This window comes from Streptomyces sp. R35, assembly GCF_041053035.1.
In the GTDB taxonomy this organism is placed as follows: Bacteria; Actinomycetota; Actinomycetes; order Streptomycetales; family Streptomycetaceae; genus Streptomyces; species Streptomyces lutosisoli.
On sequence record NZ_CP163440.1, the window covers coordinates 1,834,441 to 1,850,864 of the forward strand.

At 68.5% G+C, this 16,424-nt stretch carries 18 protein-coding genes; 8 read left to right on the forward strand and 10 right to left on the reverse strand.

Translation table 11 applies throughout. The features are described from left to right. Positions 1–16 precede the first annotated feature (16 nt). From AB5J50_RS08710 to AB5J50_RS08725, 4 genes are all read left to right on the forward strand, one after another. Positions 17–196: a hypothetical protein gene (locus AB5J50_RS08710; protein ID WP_369256478.1), complete on the forward strand. Its 180-nt coding sequence runs from the start codon at positions 17–19 to the stop codon at positions 194–196. A gap of 507 nt (positions 197–703) precedes the next feature. Continuing rightward, positions 704–1,618: a hypothetical protein gene (locus AB5J50_RS08715; RefSeq protein WP_369256480.1), complete on the forward strand. Its 915-nt coding sequence runs from the start codon at positions 704–706 to the stop codon at positions 1,616–1,618. A 169-nt stretch (positions 1,619–1,787) separates the two neighbouring features. Continuing rightward, a complete protein-coding gene (locus AB5J50_RS08720) occupies positions 1,788–2,174 on the forward strand; it encodes a hypothetical protein (RefSeq protein WP_369256482.1) in 387 nt (128 codons plus the stop codon). Between the two features lie 408 nt (positions 2,175–2,582). Beyond that, positions 2,583–3,275 carry a hypothetical protein gene (locus AB5J50_RS08725; RefSeq protein WP_369256484.1) on the forward strand — a complete coding sequence of 231 codons (693 nt, stop codon included), beginning with the start codon at positions 2,583–2,585 and terminating at the stop codon, positions 3,273–3,275. 82 nt (positions 3,276–3,357) lie between these two features. Here the strand turns inward: AB5J50_RS08725 and AB5J50_RS08730 are convergent, their stop codons facing one another. Together AB5J50_RS08730 and AB5J50_RS08735 are read right to left on the reverse strand one after the other, a co-directional pair. Next, positions 3,358–4,344: an LLM class flavin-dependent oxidoreductase gene (locus AB5J50_RS08730; RefSeq protein WP_369265340.1), complete on the reverse strand. Its 987-nt coding sequence runs from the start codon at positions 4,342–4,344 to the stop codon at positions 3,358–3,360. 79 nt (positions 4,345–4,423) lie between these two features. Next, positions 4,424–4,789 carry a MerR family transcriptional regulator gene (locus tag AB5J50_RS08735; protein ID WP_369256486.1) on the reverse strand — a complete coding sequence of 122 codons (366 nt, stop codon included), beginning with the start codon at positions 4,787–4,789 and terminating at the stop codon, positions 4,424–4,426. Between the two features lie 91 nt (positions 4,790–4,880). On the opposite strand from AB5J50_RS08735, the gene AB5J50_RS08740 reads away from it, so the two are divergent. Continuing rightward, positions 4,881–5,360, forward strand: coding sequence for a hypothetical protein (locus tag AB5J50_RS08740; RefSeq protein WP_369256488.1), 480 nt, complete (start codon positions 4,881–4,883; stop codon positions 5,358–5,360). A 275-nt stretch (positions 5,361–5,635) separates the two neighbouring features. Here the strand turns inward: AB5J50_RS08740 and AB5J50_RS08745 are convergent, their stop codons facing one another. The 3 genes from AB5J50_RS08745 to AB5J50_RS08755 all read right to left on the reverse strand — a co-directional run bounded on the left by AB5J50_RS08745 (position 5,636) and on the right by AB5J50_RS08755 (position 8,604). Further along, positions 5,636–6,490, reverse strand: coding sequence for an alpha/beta fold hydrolase (locus tag AB5J50_RS08745; protein ID WP_369256490.1), 855 nt, complete (start codon positions 6,488–6,490; stop codon positions 5,636–5,638). 378 nt (positions 6,491–6,868) lie between these two features. Continuing rightward, complete coding sequence (locus tag AB5J50_RS08750; RefSeq protein ID WP_369265341.1) at positions 6,869–8,059, reverse strand: PP2C family protein-serine/threonine phosphatase; 1,191 nt, start codon at positions 8,057–8,059, stop codon at positions 6,869–6,871. A 260-nt stretch (positions 8,060–8,319) separates the two neighbouring features. Further along, the gene (locus tag AB5J50_RS08755; RefSeq protein WP_369256492.1) at positions 8,320–8,604 is read right to left on the reverse strand and encodes a hypothetical protein; all 285 of its coding nucleotides are present in this window, start codon (positions 8,602–8,604) and stop codon (positions 8,320–8,322) included. A gap of 514 nt (positions 8,605–9,118) precedes the next feature. Here AB5J50_RS08755 and AB5J50_RS08760 point away from each other — a divergent pair. Together AB5J50_RS08760 and lnt are read left to right on the forward strand one after the other, a co-directional pair. Further along, positions 9,119–9,604, forward strand: a complete 486-nt coding sequence (locus AB5J50_RS08760) for a nuclear transport factor 2 family protein (RefSeq protein WP_369256494.1) — start codon at positions 9,119–9,121, stop codon at positions 9,602–9,604. A 139-nt stretch (positions 9,605–9,743) separates the two neighbouring features. Next, a complete protein-coding gene (gene lnt / locus AB5J50_RS08765; protein ID WP_369256496.1) occupies positions 9,744–11,318 on the forward strand; it encodes an apolipoprotein N-acyltransferase in 1,575 nt (524 codons plus the stop codon). Here the strand turns inward: lnt and AB5J50_RS08770 are convergent. Then, positions 11,236–12,147 carry a Gfo/Idh/MocA family oxidoreductase gene (locus AB5J50_RS08770; protein WP_327427102.1) on the reverse strand — a complete coding sequence of 304 codons (912 nt, stop codon included), beginning with the start codon at positions 12,145–12,147 and terminating at the stop codon, positions 11,236–11,238. The genes lnt and AB5J50_RS08770 overlap by 83 nt on opposite strands. A gap of 10 nt (positions 12,148–12,157) precedes the next feature. After that, entirely contained in the window at positions 12,158–12,310 is a 153-nt protein-coding gene (locus tag AB5J50_RS08775) for a hypothetical protein (RefSeq protein ID WP_369256498.1), read from the reverse strand. Between the two features lie 293 nt (positions 12,311–12,603). Between AB5J50_RS08775 and AB5J50_RS08780 the strand changes: the two genes are divergently transcribed. Continuing rightward, positions 12,604–13,062, forward strand: a complete 459-nt coding sequence (locus AB5J50_RS08780; RefSeq protein ID WP_369256500.1) for a hypothetical protein — start codon at positions 12,604–12,606, stop codon at positions 13,060–13,062. 187 nt (positions 13,063–13,249) lie between these two features. Here AB5J50_RS08780 and AB5J50_RS08785 read toward each other — a convergent pair whose 3' ends face one another. From AB5J50_RS08785 to AB5J50_RS08795, 3 genes are all read right to left on the reverse strand, one after another. Then, positions 13,250–13,807, reverse strand: coding sequence for a hypothetical protein (locus tag AB5J50_RS08785; RefSeq protein ID WP_369256502.1), 558 nt, complete (start codon positions 13,805–13,807; stop codon positions 13,250–13,252). 143 nt (positions 13,808–13,950) lie between these two features. Beyond that, positions 13,951–14,634 carry a uracil-DNA glycosylase gene (gene ung, locus AB5J50_RS08790; protein WP_330303042.1) on the reverse strand — a complete coding sequence of 228 codons (684 nt, stop codon included), beginning with the start codon at positions 14,632–14,634 and terminating at the stop codon, positions 13,951–13,953. A gap of 126 nt (positions 14,635–14,760) precedes the next feature. Continuing rightward, positions 14,761–16,341 carry an ABC transporter substrate-binding protein gene (locus AB5J50_RS08795; RefSeq protein WP_369256504.1) on the reverse strand — a complete coding sequence of 527 codons (1,581 nt, stop codon included), beginning with the start codon at positions 16,339–16,341 and terminating at the stop codon, positions 14,761–14,763. Between the last annotated feature and the right edge of the window lie 83 nt (positions 16,342–16,424).

Here is a 16,424-nt window from a genome sequence, read left to right on the forward strand (position 1 = left end):
CCCTAGGCTTGTGCGCATGTCCCCCGATTTCACTCCCCCTGGTTCCGTGCGGTCCGCTGCGGCGTTAAACGAGCAGATCCGCGCCCTGTGGATGCGCGCGGGCGGTTCCCTGTCCGCCCAGGAGCGGGCGGAGTACGAACTGCTGGTCGTGAAGTGGGCGCAAGCGATACGGGGAGAGGTCGTCGAGGCGGCATGAGAGCCGCGGGACAGACGCCCAACTGGCCTGCAGACCGGGCCTGCAGACTGGGCCTGCAGACCGGCAGTTGAAGTCGGCGCCCTGTCACCGCCCCCGGACACCCGAGGCACCACCCCCGTCGTGCACGACGAGTCGCGTGCATCCCGGCGTCGATCATCCCGGGCGCGACCGCGGTGACGCGGAGACGAATGAGCGCGACCGAGGGCGGCTGACTTACCTCAAGAGATCCGAGACCCACAGCCCATAGGCGCTCTCCGTGAGCGGATCCCGGCGGGGCTGGGCGCAGAGCAGAGCTCCGGGGAATCGACTCGCTTCGCCTCCGCAGCCCCAGCCACGAAAGTGGTCGTGAACGCGGCTTGGTGATCCATGTCAAGCGGTGTTCACAGCCCTTTCAGCGGAGCATGCGTGTCGCCCTCCATCACCCCCACGCACGTCCGTTAGGCTCGCGCCGCCACACAGGTTCCGATCTTCACGGAGGGCAGGACGGCGGGGATCAATCGCGAGCGCGTGGTCAGAACGCTGACGTTCTGGCTGCGTCCTGCCTTCGCATTGCGGGTCGTCAACCGGTTTCAGAAGATTGTGGGTTTCGACCGCTCGATGGCCCTGGCGTCCAGCGCTCTCACCGCACTGATCCCCCTCGCCATCCTCGGCGGCAAGGTCCTGAGCAACTTCGTGCACTATGACGCCGCGGAGCGGGTCATCAGGCGCTACAGCCTCACCGGAGCAGGCGCCGAGGCGGTCAACTCCCTCTTCTCCCCCGCCGAGAACACGAGTGCGAGCGTGGGAATCTTCGGGGTCGTGTTCCTGACGATCTCGGCGCTGAGCTTCGCGCGAGCCTCGCAGCGGCTCTTCGAACAGACATGGGAACTCAAGCCCCTCAGCGTGCGCAACACGCGCAACGGCTTGTGGTGGATCCTCACCCTTGGTGGCTACGCAGTCGTCACCGGGTGGCTCTCCGCGGTCGTCGGCGGGCGTGGGCTGGGTCTGGCGGCCTCGGTGTGCACACTGCCGGTGACCGCCGTGTTCCTCGTCTGGAGCGGCTGGATGCTGTCGGCGAAGCGGATCATCTGGCCTGACCTGATCCCTTTCGGTGTCACCGCGGGCGTTCTGACGGCAGCCTATTCGGTGGGCGCAACCATTTACCTGCCGCGTCTTTTCAACTCCTCCGCCTCACGGTACGGGGTCGTCGGAGCCGTCTTCGCGATGATCTCGGCCCTCTTCGGAGCCATGCTCGTCCTCGTCGCATCGGCGGCACTGGGACGAGAAGTACGAGACGAGCTCAGCCGGATCCGTCAGGGCCACCGCCCTTCCGACCATGAGGTCCGCCGACAGTGGGACAGCGTGGTCGAGCAGACACGGTCACGTTGGCGCTCGGCACGGGAACAGGTCTCTCATCGTCAGACCAAGGACTCGGACCGCTGATGGACAGGGCCGGCCACCGCCGGCATCCACGTCGAGGTGGGCGCCCATGGCCAGACGAGTAGCTCCGCTGTGCGCCGCCGCCTCCGGCCGCCTTCGCTGCCCCGGAGACTTGACTGACGATCTTGGTAGGCAGGCATCATGAGAGTCCGACTTTGGAGGAGCGACGCCCATGAGACTGGTCTCCGACCCCGGCTACGGCGAAGTGGATCTCTCCGCATCAGCGGAAGAACTGACGTGGTTGGCAAGCGCGGTGGCCCAGGGCGAAGGGCTGCTCAGCTCCACCTCTTCACCGGGCAGCAACACCCTGGCCGGGGTCGAGGTCAAAGAAACGTCCGGCCCTGGCGTCCTCATCCGCCGGGACACCGAGCGGCAGATCCTTGTGATCAGCGGTGACTCCGCCAGCAGGGCAGTACTCGCGGAGAATCTGCGGGACATGGCCACTGCCGAGGACGGCGGTCACCTCCACATCGACTACTACCCCGGGCACTTCTACCTCGCCGAAGGGTCACTGCCCCTGGTGGTCAACAGCCCGCACGGAGGCATGCCAACCCGGTGAGTGGGCAGTTGGTCGCCGCGATCAGTGATGGTAGGCGACCAGCTGATCAGTGATCGCAGGAGACCAGCGACCAGCGCTTGGAGCGCTCGCCGTACCTACGCGCTCAGTTGCCTGTCCCCCGCCTTCAGGCGCTGAAAGAGGTCGTGAACGCGGCGTGATGACCCACGTCAAGCGGTGTTCGCAGCCCGTTCCCCGTTTCCCAACGGCTCACCGCAACTCGCCCCTCAGCCTCAAAACCCGTCCCGCATCCCAAGCAAACGATCTACCCTGCTGCTCAATGCTTTGAGCCGGAGCGGATGGCTCGGTCGAAGCTTCTGAGCCGGCGGGAACGCGCGCCCGCTCAACAATCAATCGGGTGGGGGGACAGTGGTTCGCCAATCACGGGCCGGTATTGCTATTGCCATGCTCATGACCTTCTGGGCGCTCGCCGCATGCGGATCCAGGCAGGATTCCCGGGCAGGCGCAGCGTCGGAAGAGACCAAGACGGCCGGTGCACAGGTCAAGCCGTTGAGCGAGGCGGACCTGGAGCGGGCGGCGATCACGGACACGGATCTCGACGGCTACGAAGTAAACCGGATTCTGTCTGCTCCCTCGGCGTCCCGCAGGACGGCGGATCCTGCCGAATGCACGCCCGTAGTTCAGGCACTGGGCGGAAGCAGCGGCTTCACAGCCACCGCACGCACCGGCCGGATGATTTCCTCGAAGAAGCACGGCCCCGGAGCATCCATGATCCTGTCGTCACACAGCGCCAGGGACGCCACGCGGGTGATGGACGCATTCCGCACGGCCGCCAAGCGGTGCAAGACCTTCAAGGACATCCGGGCGGACTTCCGCTACGGCGAGGCCGAACTCCAGCCCGACCCCGGCTACGGTGATGATTCCGTGTCCCTGCGGCTCACACAGCTCGCGGCGGACAGCGAGGACGAGGAGCCCATCCGGGTTCCCTACGCGGTGGTGGCCGTTCGGCAAGGGACGACAGTCGCCATGTTCTACGAATTCAACCTCCCCTCTGGGTCAAGGGGCAAAGACCCGGCTGTCGTACCGGAAGCGATCATCAGGACACAGCTGAAGAAGCTCGGCAAGCTGACAGTTTCCAAGTGACCGCCCATGACAATCCGTGTTCACAACCCCCTCGTGCAGTTGCGTCACAGCACGTCCACGCTGGCCCACGTGGTGATCACTGCTATGACGCCGTCGGCATCATGACGCGCTGTTTGACGAGTTCGTACGACCTCAATCGGTCGGCCAACGCGTAGATGGGCGTCACCAGCATGAGTTCGTCCGCATCCGTTACGTCCGCCAGGTCCGTCAGCTGCTTCGCAACGGTCTCGGGTGAGCCGTGTGCCTGTTGGGCACGGAAGCTCGTCAGCGCCTGTACTTCTTCCGCGGTGAATGAGTGGGTCGCTGCTTCTTCGGGCGTGGGGAAGGCGATGTCGCCCCGTCCCTTGAGGAGTCCAGCCTTGACGACATCCATCGGACTGGCGAGCCGGGCCGCCTCCGTCTCCGTCTCGGCGCATACCGTTTCCACGCAGATCAGCACGCGCGGGCGCTCGCACCAGCGGGAGGGGGAGAAGTTCTCGCGGTAGTGGCTGAGCGCGGCCAGGGTGTTGTCAGGCCGAATGTGATGGGCGAAGGCGATCGGCAGTCCGAGTTCCGCGGCGAGCGCCGCACCGGCCGTACTCGAAGACAGCAACCATGGCTCCGGGAACGGGCCGAGCGCGACCTCGTCCACCAGGAAACGCAGAGTCGCTGACACATCGTCGCGGTACTCCTCGTCCGTTGTTGGACCAGCCCCACGGCGCAGAGCCCGCGCCGTCGAGTCGTCGAAGGTACCCGGGCCACGGCCCATGCCCAGGTCGATCCGCCCCGCGTGCAGCGCGGCCAGCGTGCCGAATTGCTCTGCCAGCATGATCGGGGCGTGGTTCGGAGCGAGAACGCCGCCGGAGCCGAGACGGATGGACGACGTCAACGCGGCCGCGTGGGTGGTCAGGACGACGGGCGGGAACGCCCCGATGGCCGGAGAATGGTGATGCTCGGCGTACCAGAGCCGCAGGTAACCGAGTTCCTCAAGGCGTCGGGCGAACTCGGTGGTGTCTCGTAGCGTGTCTGCCGCTCGGGCGCCCCTTTGAACCATGGCCACTTCGAGCGCGCTGAGCGGAACGGTGATCATTCGGTCAGTATAGGAAACGTCCGTCAGCGCCAACTCCCCCTGCGCGCAAGGGGGATCGGCCGCAGATACCACCGGTCGGTCAGCTCGGTTGGCCAACCGCCCGCAACGGGCACCCAGTGTCGACGCGCGTGGCGAGTTCGGTCCGCAGGCTGGCGAGTTCGGCCATACGGGCGTCAATGACCTGGATCTTCTGCTCGAACAGCACAGACAGCGCCTCCACAGCGTCCGGCGCCTCCCGCAGTTCCTCGCCGTGCCGCGCGATCTCCGCCAGAGAGAATCCAAGCGTCTGCGCAGTGCGGATGTAGTGCAGCCAGGGCACCGCCTCGGGCGGGAAGTCGCGATAACCGTTGGCCAGTCGCCGACCCGCCACGAGGCCGAGTTTCTCGTAGAACCGAATGGTGTCCCTGCTCATGCCCGCCTGCGCGGCCAGCTCTCCGATACGCATGACCCTCCGTCGGATGGTGGGCTTGACCTTGGACCGTACTCCACTGTTTACCGTGAGGCGTCGCTGCCCCAAGACCAGTTGGAGCCTCATTGTGATCCGGACCCTCGACCCCGAACGCCCCGCCTATCTTCGCGCCGTACGTGCAAGCGCCTGGTACGACCTCGTCGTCACCGCGGGCTTCGCGACGCCGTGGACGTACAGGCTGGTGCACGATGCGCTGTCATCGTCGGGCAACGCACTCGGGCTGGGTGCCCTGCCCGAACTCGACCCGATGCAGATCCTGTACGCGAATCTGATGGGCTCGGTCGTGGTGGTCTGGGCCGTCCTGCGCATCGTCCGGCCGCTGGCGGTGCACGGACTGCTCGACGGCGTCGCGCGCACGCTGTTCGCGGCGTGGCAGGCGTACGCGCTGGCCCACGGTGCCACGCGGCTGCTTTGGCTGTTCTTCGGCGTCGAGGTGATGTTCGGCCTGGTCCAGCTTGTGCCGTGGTGGCGAAACCGGAGCACGAACCTGTTGAACACCGAAGCCGACCCGGCCGTTGGGCATCCACTCAACGTAGAGGGCCAGTGACGCCCCTCTTGAGCCACATGCACTGACGCCCCTCGCACGAACTCCGGCTCGAAGACTGCACCGATGAACAGTCAAGAAACTGACCCGTCGCCAAATCGCGACCGGGCGACCCATATCAAGCCGTGCTGCCGGACGATTTGTCGGGCGGGGCCGGACTCGGACCGACCTGCTCTGGAAGCAACTCGCGACGGGTTCCGTCCGGCTCGGTCAGGCCTCGGGGTCGCTACCGCGGTCATGGTCCGTCCTGCGTGTCCCTAGGCAATGCGGTCACAGCACTAGCCAGCATGGTCTGCGGCGGTGTGTTCGAGGATCGCCGGGACGATCGTCGCCCAGTCGGCTCGCTCGACCCCGTGGCCTGCGTCCTGCAGAGCCAGGAGCGTGCCGTCGGGGATCTGTTCTGCGAGTGCCTCACCATGCCCGAGCGGGAACATCGGATCGGCGGTTCCGTGGATCACCAGCGTGGGCACGGCGATCGAGGACAGGGGCGCTTGTGAGAGTTCGCCGTCCGGCACTACGTCGTGGTTGCGGGCCGCGGCGAAGTCGTGCGCGCGCTCGACGTCGCGACGGACAAGGCTGCGGGCGGCAGTCTCATCGAACGGGCGTCGGCCCCCTGCGAGCATGCACGCGTAGGCGACGAGGTAATCGATCACCGACTTGGCATCCGACCAATCAACGTGCGCGGATGAGACGAACCGCGTGAACTCCTCGGTCGGCGGAGGAAGCTCTCGGTCGCCGGGCACAGCGGAGGACGTGCTGATCAGGACGAGCGAGAGGGTGCGATCGGCGTAGTCGAGCGCGAGCAGTTGCGCGAACGCCCCTCCGGCCGAGACACCCACGACGTGCGCGGCTGGGATCCCATAGGCGTCGAGCACGCGGGCGGCGTCACCAACCAGGTCCGATGCGGTGTACCCAGGACGGCCCGGCTCGTAGGTCACCGATCGGCCGGTGTCGCGGTGGTCGTAACGGATCACGAACCGCCCGTTCCCGGCGAGCATCCGGCAGAAGCCCTCCTCCCACCAGAGCATCGAAGCCCCCTTGCCCATGATGAGCAGGATGGGCGGATCCGACGGGTCGCCGAAGGACTCGGTGCACAGCTCGATGCCGTCCGCCTCAATCACGCGCTCGGCCATCGCTGATTCTCCTCTCCTGGCCGATTGTGCCCATGCGTCGAGGCATCGGTCACGCGGAAGCCCAGTCGAAGAGTCCGTGCTGCGCTGCTGTGGTGACTGGGACGATCCGCGGAGGTTGTCTGGCAGATCCACGTCGACTGGCCCGGCCGGTGGCCGCCAACCCGGCGGCCCCATGATCTCCGGGCCTGAAACAGGTTCGAACGCGGCTTGAAATGGCGACCGTTTGGACGGTGCGGCATCGGCTGCTGGGCCGCCGCACGGCGACGCATTGACTTTCCTCGGATTCCCAGCCCGGACACCAGTGAGGTGGTGCCGACCGAGTACCCGACCCGGCCGAAGACCGCGCACGAGCCCAGCGAGGCTCGGCGCAGTACCGCGTCACCGGTGCTGCGGACGCCATTCGAAGAGCAGGATGGTCACGTCGTCCCGCAGTTGGTTGCGCTGGTAATCGAGGATGGCGTGGATGAGCAGCCGCAACACCTCGGCCGGGCGCTGTCCGGCGGAGGAGGAGCGGATGATGAAGTCAGTGAACCGGTCAAGGCCGAACTCCGCACCGTCCGCGTCGCGAGCCTCCACGACACCGTCGGTGTAGAGCAGGACGCAATCGCCCGGTTCCAGGGTCGCCTCGTGGACTTGCCTGGCTGCCGGGGCGAGTGAACCAGCCAGGCCGATCGGCGGCTGTGGGGGACTGTCCAGCGCCCGGGCGAGCACCCGCTCGGCACGGATCAGCAGCGGTGGGGGGTGACCGCAATTGACCCAGCGCAGCACCCCGGTCTCGGCGTCGAGCCGACACAGCACGCCGGTACAGAAGTGGTCGGGCAGCCACTGGGCGAGCGCCTGGTCGACGGAGCCGACGACGTCGGCCAGGTCGCCACCGCCCCGGCGGGCGTTGCGCGCCGCCGCCATGGCGACCGACGTGGTCAGGCCTGCGGTCAGATCGTGACCCATGGCGTCGAGGATCATGGTGTGCAGGATGTTCTTGACCACCGAGTGGTCGAAGGCGTCGCCGGCGATGTCGTACGCCGGTTCCAGGACCGCGGTCGATACGCACCTGCTGCTGCCGATGGTGCGGGGTGGCAGGAAGGCCCGCAGCATCTCGGCGGGCAACCGCATGGGCGCAGTGCGAGTGCGGGCGGCGAGCCAGTCGCTGTAGGCACGCTTGGAGGTGATCAGCATGGCGAACAGATGGGCCAGCATCCGGCTGCGGCGCATCCGCACGCCGTCGAGTGAGGCGGTCCGCACCGCCAGCACGCCCAGCCGCTCCGCACCATCGACCAGAGGCATCCAGAGGATCAAGCCGTCCTCGGCCTCAGCCACCCGCGGGGAGACCGTGCGGTATGCCCAGCCGCCCGACGAGCCATCCACCGGCAGCGGCTCCAAAGCCTCGTCGAGTGGGATGAGCTGCTGTTGTTGCAGGTCGACGAGGTAGATCAGTGCGGTGTCCAGGCCGAGGGACGAGGCGCACCGGTTCGCCAGGTCGGGCAGTTCGACTGGCAGGGCAGTCTGCGCCTCGTTGATCAGCTCTTCCAACCGATTCTCGTCGACGGCGGTGTCGGGACCGGAGGACATGTGCGGTGGGTCCGACACGGGGATCACCCCTTCCCTGCCCAGTTTCACACCGATCCCGTCGTCTCTCACGTCAGCCCCCGGCGAGGGCGAGACCGACGCCAGGGCAGTCAGCTGAGCTCGGCCAGGCACACCTCATGCACCAGCCACGCGATCAGCCGGTCCGGTATCAAGGTCACCTCGAGACCGGACGACTGCAGCATGTGGGCACTACAGGCCGGTACAGTCCTGGAGGCCATCTCATGTGGCTCGTCCGAACGCTGTCATGCGGAAGCCACCACCTCGCCGGCCATGACCTCGGGAGGGTTGGGGAGCAGTGACGCAAGGTTGTCCCGCACGAAGTCTGCAGCCCTCGAGATCGATTCGTCGGCACCGGCCTGGTTCTGGAAGACGCTGGTCGAGACCATCACTCCGTCCCCGGTATCGATCCAGTAGTAGGCCACGAAGCCGGAGACCTGGCGCATGAGCGGCACGAACCCCTCGTTCACGAGACGTGCGGCCTCGGCCGAATCGGTCACCCCTTCGTACCGCCGGATTGCTGCGTACATCGCCAAGCTCCTCAACACGTTCTGGGTTCGTCCTCTGCTGAGACGCGTCGTACCCCTGCGACGGCTGCCTGGCTCATGAGGCGTCTGGCAATCACCTGAAGGGCCGCCTTGGGTGGTCCGAACGGCGGCCGCCGGCCCGGACACGCGGCCCTGCGCACGTCTGCCACGAGACGGCATCGACGTGGAGTCGAGCAGCCTCGGCCGGTGGCTGCCCGCAGCACGGAAGAGGCTGTGAACGCGGCTTGGTAGCCCATGTCATCCGCTCACGCTTCCACGCGGACGGAAACGGTTGTCGCGCGCCGCGGGGGGAGCCGATCCCTTCCGCGAAGTCCGTGCGCTCCGCGCTCTCCGGGCTCTCCGGGCTCACCGCGCTCACCGAGAGCTCCGCAAGCAATTGATCATTCACGGGCAACAGGGATCCATCGAGTGAACCCATGGCGGCCACCGAAGATCAGACGCCGAATATCACCGCACGGCCCTTGGCGTGGCTCGCCCCGTGGCCAACACTGAGCCGATGACGCAGCGTGTGGAGCTCGCGACCGTGATGGACCGGTTTGCCGTGGACGGACTCGTCACCGAGTACGCGGTGGCGGTGGACGACGGCGACTGGGAGGCGTATCGGGGGCTGTTCGCGCCGGACGGACGGGCGGACTACCGCTCGGCCGGCGGTATCGAGGGGGACGCGGACCAGGTCGCGGGGTGGCTCGCGCAGAGTATGCAGCTGTTCCCGATGCGCCAGCATCTGATCGTCAACCGGCGGGTGCGGTTCGGGGTCCTTGAGCAGGACACCGGCGACACGGCCCGGGTCCAGGCGGACTACATCAATCCGATGAGGTTCGCGGGACACGACGGTGGATCCACCGCGCCCGACTTCGTGTGCGGCGGCCGTTACGCCTTCGGACTGGTGCGTACGGACGACGGCTGGCGGCTGCGCCATGTGGTCGTCCAGGAGAAGTGGCGCCGCACCCCGCAGGCACATCACGAGCCCGCGGCCACCTGAGCCGACCGTCTCGCGACGAAACCCGTCGACGACCGGCGATGACGCCCGGCGCCGGAACGGGCCCCCTGCCGATGCCCTCTGTCGGAGATCGTCCACGACGCGCACACTGGAAGCACGCACCGGGGAGGGAGGCGCTGCATTGAAGAGGCCCGAAGACTGGCTGGTCTCCCCCTGGCGACGCGGAGTCGTCGCCGCGCTGGCGGGCGCGCTGCCCGTGTTCGCCTTCCCCGCCCCGTCGTGGTGGTGGTTCGCCTACGTCGCCCTCGTGCCCTGGATCCTGCTGGTCCGCTCGGCCCCGACGGGCAGACGGGCCGCGTACGACGGCTGGCTCGGTGGGCTGGGCTTCATGCTGGCCGTGCACCACTGGCTGCTGCCGAGCCTGCATGTGTTCACCGTGGTCATTGCGGCGCTGCTCGGTGTGCTGTGGGCCCCTTGGGGCTGGCTCGTCCGGCGGTTCCTCGCCGGTGTGCCCTCGCCGGGGCGGGTCGGTGCCGGGCTTCTGGTGCTGCCGTCCGGCTGGCTGATGGTCGAACTCGTCCGGTCCTGGCAGGGGTTGGGCGGCCCGTGGGGTCTGCTCGGGTCGAGCCAGTGGCAGGTGGCGCCCGCGCTGCGGCTGGCCTCGGTCGGCGGGGTGTGGCTGCTGAGCTTCCTGGTGGTCGCGGTCAATGTCGCGGTCGCCGTGCTGGTCTCGGTGCGTGAGTCCCGTATGCCCGCCGTGGCCGGGCTGGTCGCGACGGCCGCCGCGACCTCGGCGGCGTGGGTGTGGTCGCCGCGCCCGGAGGTCGACGGCCGGGTCCGGATCGCCGTCGTACAGCCCGGTGTGGTGAACGGCATCGGCAGCGGCGACAAGCGCTTCGCGCGCGAGGAGGCGCTCACCCGCACGCTGGCCGGGCGCCACCTCGACCTGGTCGTCTGGGGCGAGAGCAGCGTCGGCTTCGATCTGGCCGACCGGCCCGACCTGGCGAACCGGCTCGCCGCGCTGTCCCGGCTGACCGGCGCCGACATCATGGTGAACGTCGACGCGCGCCGCTCCGACCGCCCCGGCATCTACAAGAGTTCGGTCCTGGTGGGACCGCAGGGCCCGACCGGCGCCCGCTACGACAAGATGCGGCTCGTGCCCTTCGGCGAGTACATACCCGCGCGTTCCCTGCTCGGCTGGGCGACCTCGGTGGGCAAGGCCGCGGGCGAGGACCGCAGGAAGGGCACCGAGCAGGTCGTGATGAACGTCGGGCACGGGCTGCGCGTCGGCCCGATGGTCTGCTTCGAGACGGCCTTCCCCGACATGAGCCGCCATCTCGCCCAGGACGGCGCCGAGGTGCTTCTCGCCCAGTCGTCGACGTCGACTTTCCAGCAGAGCTGGGCGCCGGAGCAGCACGCCTCGCTCGCCGCGCTGCGGGCCGCCGAGACCGGCCGCCCGATGGTGCACGCGACGCTGACCGGCGTCTCCGCCGTCTACGGCCCGAGCGGCGAGCGCATCGGCTCCTGGCTCGGCACGGACGCGAGCACGACGATGGTGTACGACGTGCCGCTGGCCCGGGGTGTCACGCCGTACGTCCGGTTCGGCGACTGGCCTGTGCACGGGGCCCTGCTGGTGCTGGCGGCCCTCTGCGCGACGGAGGGCACCCGCGCGTTCAGACTGCGACGATCCGCTCCTGAACCGCACGCACCACGCGCTCGCACAGCTCATGGGTCGCCAGCGCGTCCCGGGCGCTGAGCACCTTGCCCGCGCGGACGGCGTCGAGGAACGCGAGCACCGCCTGCTCGATGCCGCGCTGCCGGGCCACCGGCACCCAGTCCCCGCGCCGTCGCACGGTCGGCTGCCCCTTGTGGTCGATCACCTCGGCGAGATTGACCACCTGACGCTTGGTGTCCTGGCCCGAGACCTCGAGGATCTCCTCGTTCGAGCCGCTGAGCCGGTTCATCACACCGAGCGCCGTGAAGCCCTCCCCGGCCAGTTGCAGCACGACATGGTGCAGCAATCCGTCCTCGACGCGGGCCCGCACGGTCACGTCGTCGACCGGCCCCGGCACCAGGAACCGCAGGGTGTCCACGACGTGGATGAAGTCGTCGAGGACCATCGTGCGGGCCTCCTCGGGCAGCCCTATACGGTTCTTCTGCATCAGGATCAGCTCACGCGGGTGATCGGCGCACTGCGCGTACCCGGGGGCGTAACGCCGGTTGAAACCGACGGCGAGACTGACGTTCCGCTCCTCCGCGAGCCGCACGAGCCGCTCCGAGTCGGCGAGTTCGTACGCAAGCGGCTTGTCCACGTACGTCGGTACGCCCGCCTCCAGCAGGCGCATGACGATCTCGGGGTGCGCGACGGTGGCCGCGTGCACGAACGCCGCGTCGAGATTCTGCGCCAGCAGCTCCGACAGGTCCGTATGACGCTGCCCCTCAGGAAGGTGAAGGCTGTCGCCGACCTGGGCGAGCGTCGCCGGCGTCCGCGTCTGAAGATGCAGCTCGACCCCCGGCTGCACACCGAGCACCGGCAGATACGCCTTCTGCGCGATGTCACCGAGTCCGATGCAGCCGACCTTCACAGGGGTCTCCTCAAGGGGTGCGTTCCGGGTACGTGACCTCGTCGGAAGCATACGGCTGCCCGGGCGGCCACCAGTCCCGCATGCCGTCGAAGCTGCGCGGGAAGAGCGCGGGTGCGGCCTTGGACAGCGCGGCGATCACGGTGTCGCGTACGGCGACGCCCACACGGTTGCTGATCAGGTCGACCCGGGCGATCTGGACGGCCGTCCGGGCGATGGCCGCCAGTCACTGAACCGGCGCTGGCTGTACACCCACATGATCAAGAAGTAGGCCCGCCACATCGACGACGCCGATCTGATCCGGGAGCGGATCGAGGGCGCCTCCGGCGAGTGAGTGACCCGGCGCCGGGTCACCCTGCCGACGACGACACCCACCGGAGGAGCGGAAGGATCACCCGTGTGGGGCATCCTTCGCTCGTCCGCTCCCCAAAGAGGGCCGGACACAGCAGAGTTGCGCGGGTGCATCGAACGACGACGACCGCAACGCTCCTGGTCACCGTGGCTGTCACCGCCCTCTCCGGGTGTGTGACCGTCCAGCGACCGCCCGCCTCCGGCCCGCAGACCGCGCCGTCCCGGCCCTCCACCCCGCGCACGGACGGCAAGGCCGAGCCACAGATCGTGCAGGCACCGGCGCGGGAGGCGCTGGAGCTCATCGGGCCGTCCCGTAAACCCTCGCCGAGCGCGGCGACGCCGCACCGGGCGGCTCCCCCGCCGACAGCCGCCGCACCGGTGATCCCTCCGCGCCGCCACCCCACCGCGCATCCCGAGCCCCGGCGCCCGGAGGCCCGCGTCGCCGTCCCGCCCGTCTCCCCCGAGGTGCCGAAGAACCCGGATGTGTGCGCCCTCGGCAGAACGTACGGGGGCTGGAAGGCGGACAGCCCGGAGGCGGTCATCTGCACGGGTGCGTATGGGAATTGACGGAGTCGGCGCCTGCCGCGCCTGCCCCACTACCGCAAACAGGTGCGTGGCCGCGAGGGCGCGCCACGGTGCCTGTGGAGCCCGCACCGGATGCCCGCCGTAGCAGGCAGCAGGCAGCAGGCAGCAGGCAGCAGGCAGCAGGCAGCAGGCGAGGGTGACGGACTGGCGCCGCAGGCGCCGGGGCACCCTAGGGCCGCTGTCTGGGTGGCCCCAGCGTCTCCCCTCCGGGTCCCCCGAAGCGATCGGGACTGCCGCTCTCCCCCGATGTCCCGTCCCCGCCGAGTCTCAGCTCCAGGCGGCCGATCGCCGCGCGGACACCGTCCCCGTAGCTGTCGTCCCCGAGGGCGCCGACCGCGCCGCGGGCCCGGCGCAGATGGCTGCGGGCGGCCTCGGAGCGGCCGAGCTTCACATAGTCGGCGGCCAGGTTCAGATGCAGCGACGGGTAGAACGCGCGCACCGCGAGCGACTGGTGGTGCTCGGCGACCCGCCCGTCGCCGAGTTCCTCGGCCGCCGACAACGCCCTGAGGTCCCAGGCGAGTTCGTCCGAAGGGTCGTCCTGCGTGTCGGCCATGTAGTGCGCCAGTGTGCAGCGGTGCAGGGGGTCGCCGTCCTCGCCGATCTCCGCCCACAGGTCCAGGAAGCGGCCCCGAGCCTCCTCGCGGTCACCGCCGTGGTGCAGCATGACGACCTGCCCGATCCGGGTCATCATGGCGTCCGGCGCCGCCTGCTCCTGTTGCTCCGCCACCGCGTCCTCCAGGCTCGTCACTGTCCCTCACGACGCTAACCGGAGTCACTGACAATCACGCTCAGGCGCCCCCGTACGCCGCTGGGCCAGGCCGGTGACGGCCGGACCCGGCCCCCACCCGGCCCAGCCGCCCCTCGGCCGTGTCAGCCCAGGTCGGGAATCCGCCAGTCGATCGGCTCGTGGCCCTGCCGGGCCACCGCCTCGTCGATCTGCGTGAACGGATGCGAGCCGAAGAACTTCTTCGCGGACAGCGGCGAGGGGTGCGCCCCCTTCACCACCACGTGCCGCTCCTCGTCGATCAGCGGGAGCTTCTTCTGCGCGTAGTTGCCCCACAGCACGAAGACCGCCGGGTCGGGCCGGTCGGCGACGGCGCGGATCACCGCGTCCGTGAACTTCTCCCAGCCCTTGCCCTTGTGCGAGTTGGCCTCACCGGAGCGCACGGTCAGCACCGCGTTGAGCAGCAGCACGCCCTGCTCGGCCCACGGCATCAGATAGCCGTTGTCCGGGATCGGGGTGCCCAGCTCCTCCTTCATCTCCTTGTAGATGTTGCGGAGCGAAGGCGGGGTCTTCACGCCCGGGCGGACCGAGAAGCACAGGCCGTGCCCCTGGCCCTCGCCGTGGTACGGGTCCTGACCGAGGATCAGCACCTTCACCTTCTCGTACGGCGTCGCGTCGAGGGCGGCGAAGACCTCCTCCCGCGGAGGGTAGACGGGACCCTTCGCGCGCTCCTCCTCGACGAACTCGGTGAGTTCCTTGAAGTAGGGCTGCTGCAGCTCCTCGCCCAGGACGCCGCGCCAGGACTCGGGCAGCATGGCGATATCGGTCACGTCAACTTCCTCCGATGTGCGGTCACTTCCAGACCACAGAACCTACCGTCGCCCACTGACAATCGGCTCCGGCCCCCGGTCCACCACGTGGTCTCGCGGTCCGCCACCGGCTCGCCCTGCCGTGCGCTACCAGCTGGTTTTGCGGTGCAGCTCCCACATCATCATGATCGTCGAGGGGTCCAGGGCCCGCTCGCCGCCAGAGATGTCCTCGCTCGCGGCGACGTACTGCTTGCCCTGCCACAGCGGCAGCAGCCGGGCGTCGTCGACGAGGATCTGCTGGGCCTCCTCGAACTCCTTCACCACGGCGCCTCGGTCGCTCTCGCCGCGCGACTCGGGCAGCAGGGTGTTGGTGATCCGCGGGGCCGGATAGGGCGTACCGAGCGCGTTCTGCTCGCCCACGAAGGGCGCGATGAAGTTCTCGGCGTCCGGGAAGTCGGGGAACCAGCCGCGCCCGAACACCGGGTACTCACCCTTGCGGTAGCCCGCTTCGTACGTCTTCCAGGGGCGGCTGCGGAGAGCGACGCTGAACAGGCCGGAGCCTTCGAGCTGGCTCTTGAGCTCCTGGAACTCCGGGGCGGTCTCGGAGCCGTAGCGGTCGGTCGTGTACCAGAGGGTCAGCGGGACGCGTTCGTTGATGCCCGCCTCCAGGAGGATCTTGCGGGCCTTGGACGAACTGGGCTCTCCGTAGTCGTCGAAAAACCCGGTGGTGTGCCCGGTCAGGCCCGCGGGGACCATGGAGTACAGCGGATCGACGGTGTCCTTGTAGACCTTGTGCGCGATCGCGGGCCGGTCGACGACCTGGGCGATCGCCTTGCGGACCGCGAGCTTCCTGGCCCACGGGTCCTTCGGGTTGAACACCAGGTAGCTGATCTCGGTGCCGGCGCCTTCGAGGAGCTCAATGCCCTTCCGGGAGTCGGGCCCCTTGAGGGCGACGATGTCCGAGGCCGCGAGACCGCGGTAGGTGACGTCGATCTTCTTGTCCCTGAGGGCCTTGACCATCTGGGCCGAGTCCGGGAAGTAGCGGATGGTGACCGCGTCGTTCTTGCGCTGGGCGAAGCCGTCGTAGTGGTCGTTCCTGACGAGTTCGGCCTGCTTGCCCTCCTCGTAGGACCGGAGGCTGTACGGCCCGGACCCGAAGACCTTGCCGTCCTTGCGCAGGGCGTCGGCGGGGTAGTCGTCGGGGTCGACGATCGACATGGCGGGGGTGGCCAGGACGAACGGGAAGGTGGCGTCCGGCTTGTTGAGGTGGAAGACGATCTCGCGGTCGCCCAGCACCTGGACCCGGTCGAGACTGCCGAGCAGGCCCGCCGGACCGCCGGGTACGGCGATCTTCCTGATCCGGTCGATCGAGTGCTTGACGGCCCGCGCGTCGAGCGAATCCCCGTCGGAGAACTTCATGTCCGGGCGCAGTACACAGCGGTACGTGCGATTGGACGCGTTCGTGAACGCGCAGCTCTCGGCCGCGTCGGGCTGAGGCGTGACGGCGCCGTCGGGGTAGGCGAGCAGCGTCTGGTAGATGTTGCGGAACAGCTCCCAGGAGCCGTCCCAGGAGGCGGCCGGGTCCAGCGTGCTCGGGGCGCTGGTGGTGCCCACCACGATCGGTCCCTTGTCGTCGGACGACCCCGAGGAGAGAACGCCACACCCAGCCACCAGGGTTATGGACGTGATCGCCGCCAGCTGTCGTAGACATCGGTTCCGGTTGAACACGCGCACGCTCCTCGATCTGCCGTACCAAGGGTCGGCAGACCATACCGCAGTGCCCTGCCGGTGGAACCGTGTTCCCGGCAGGG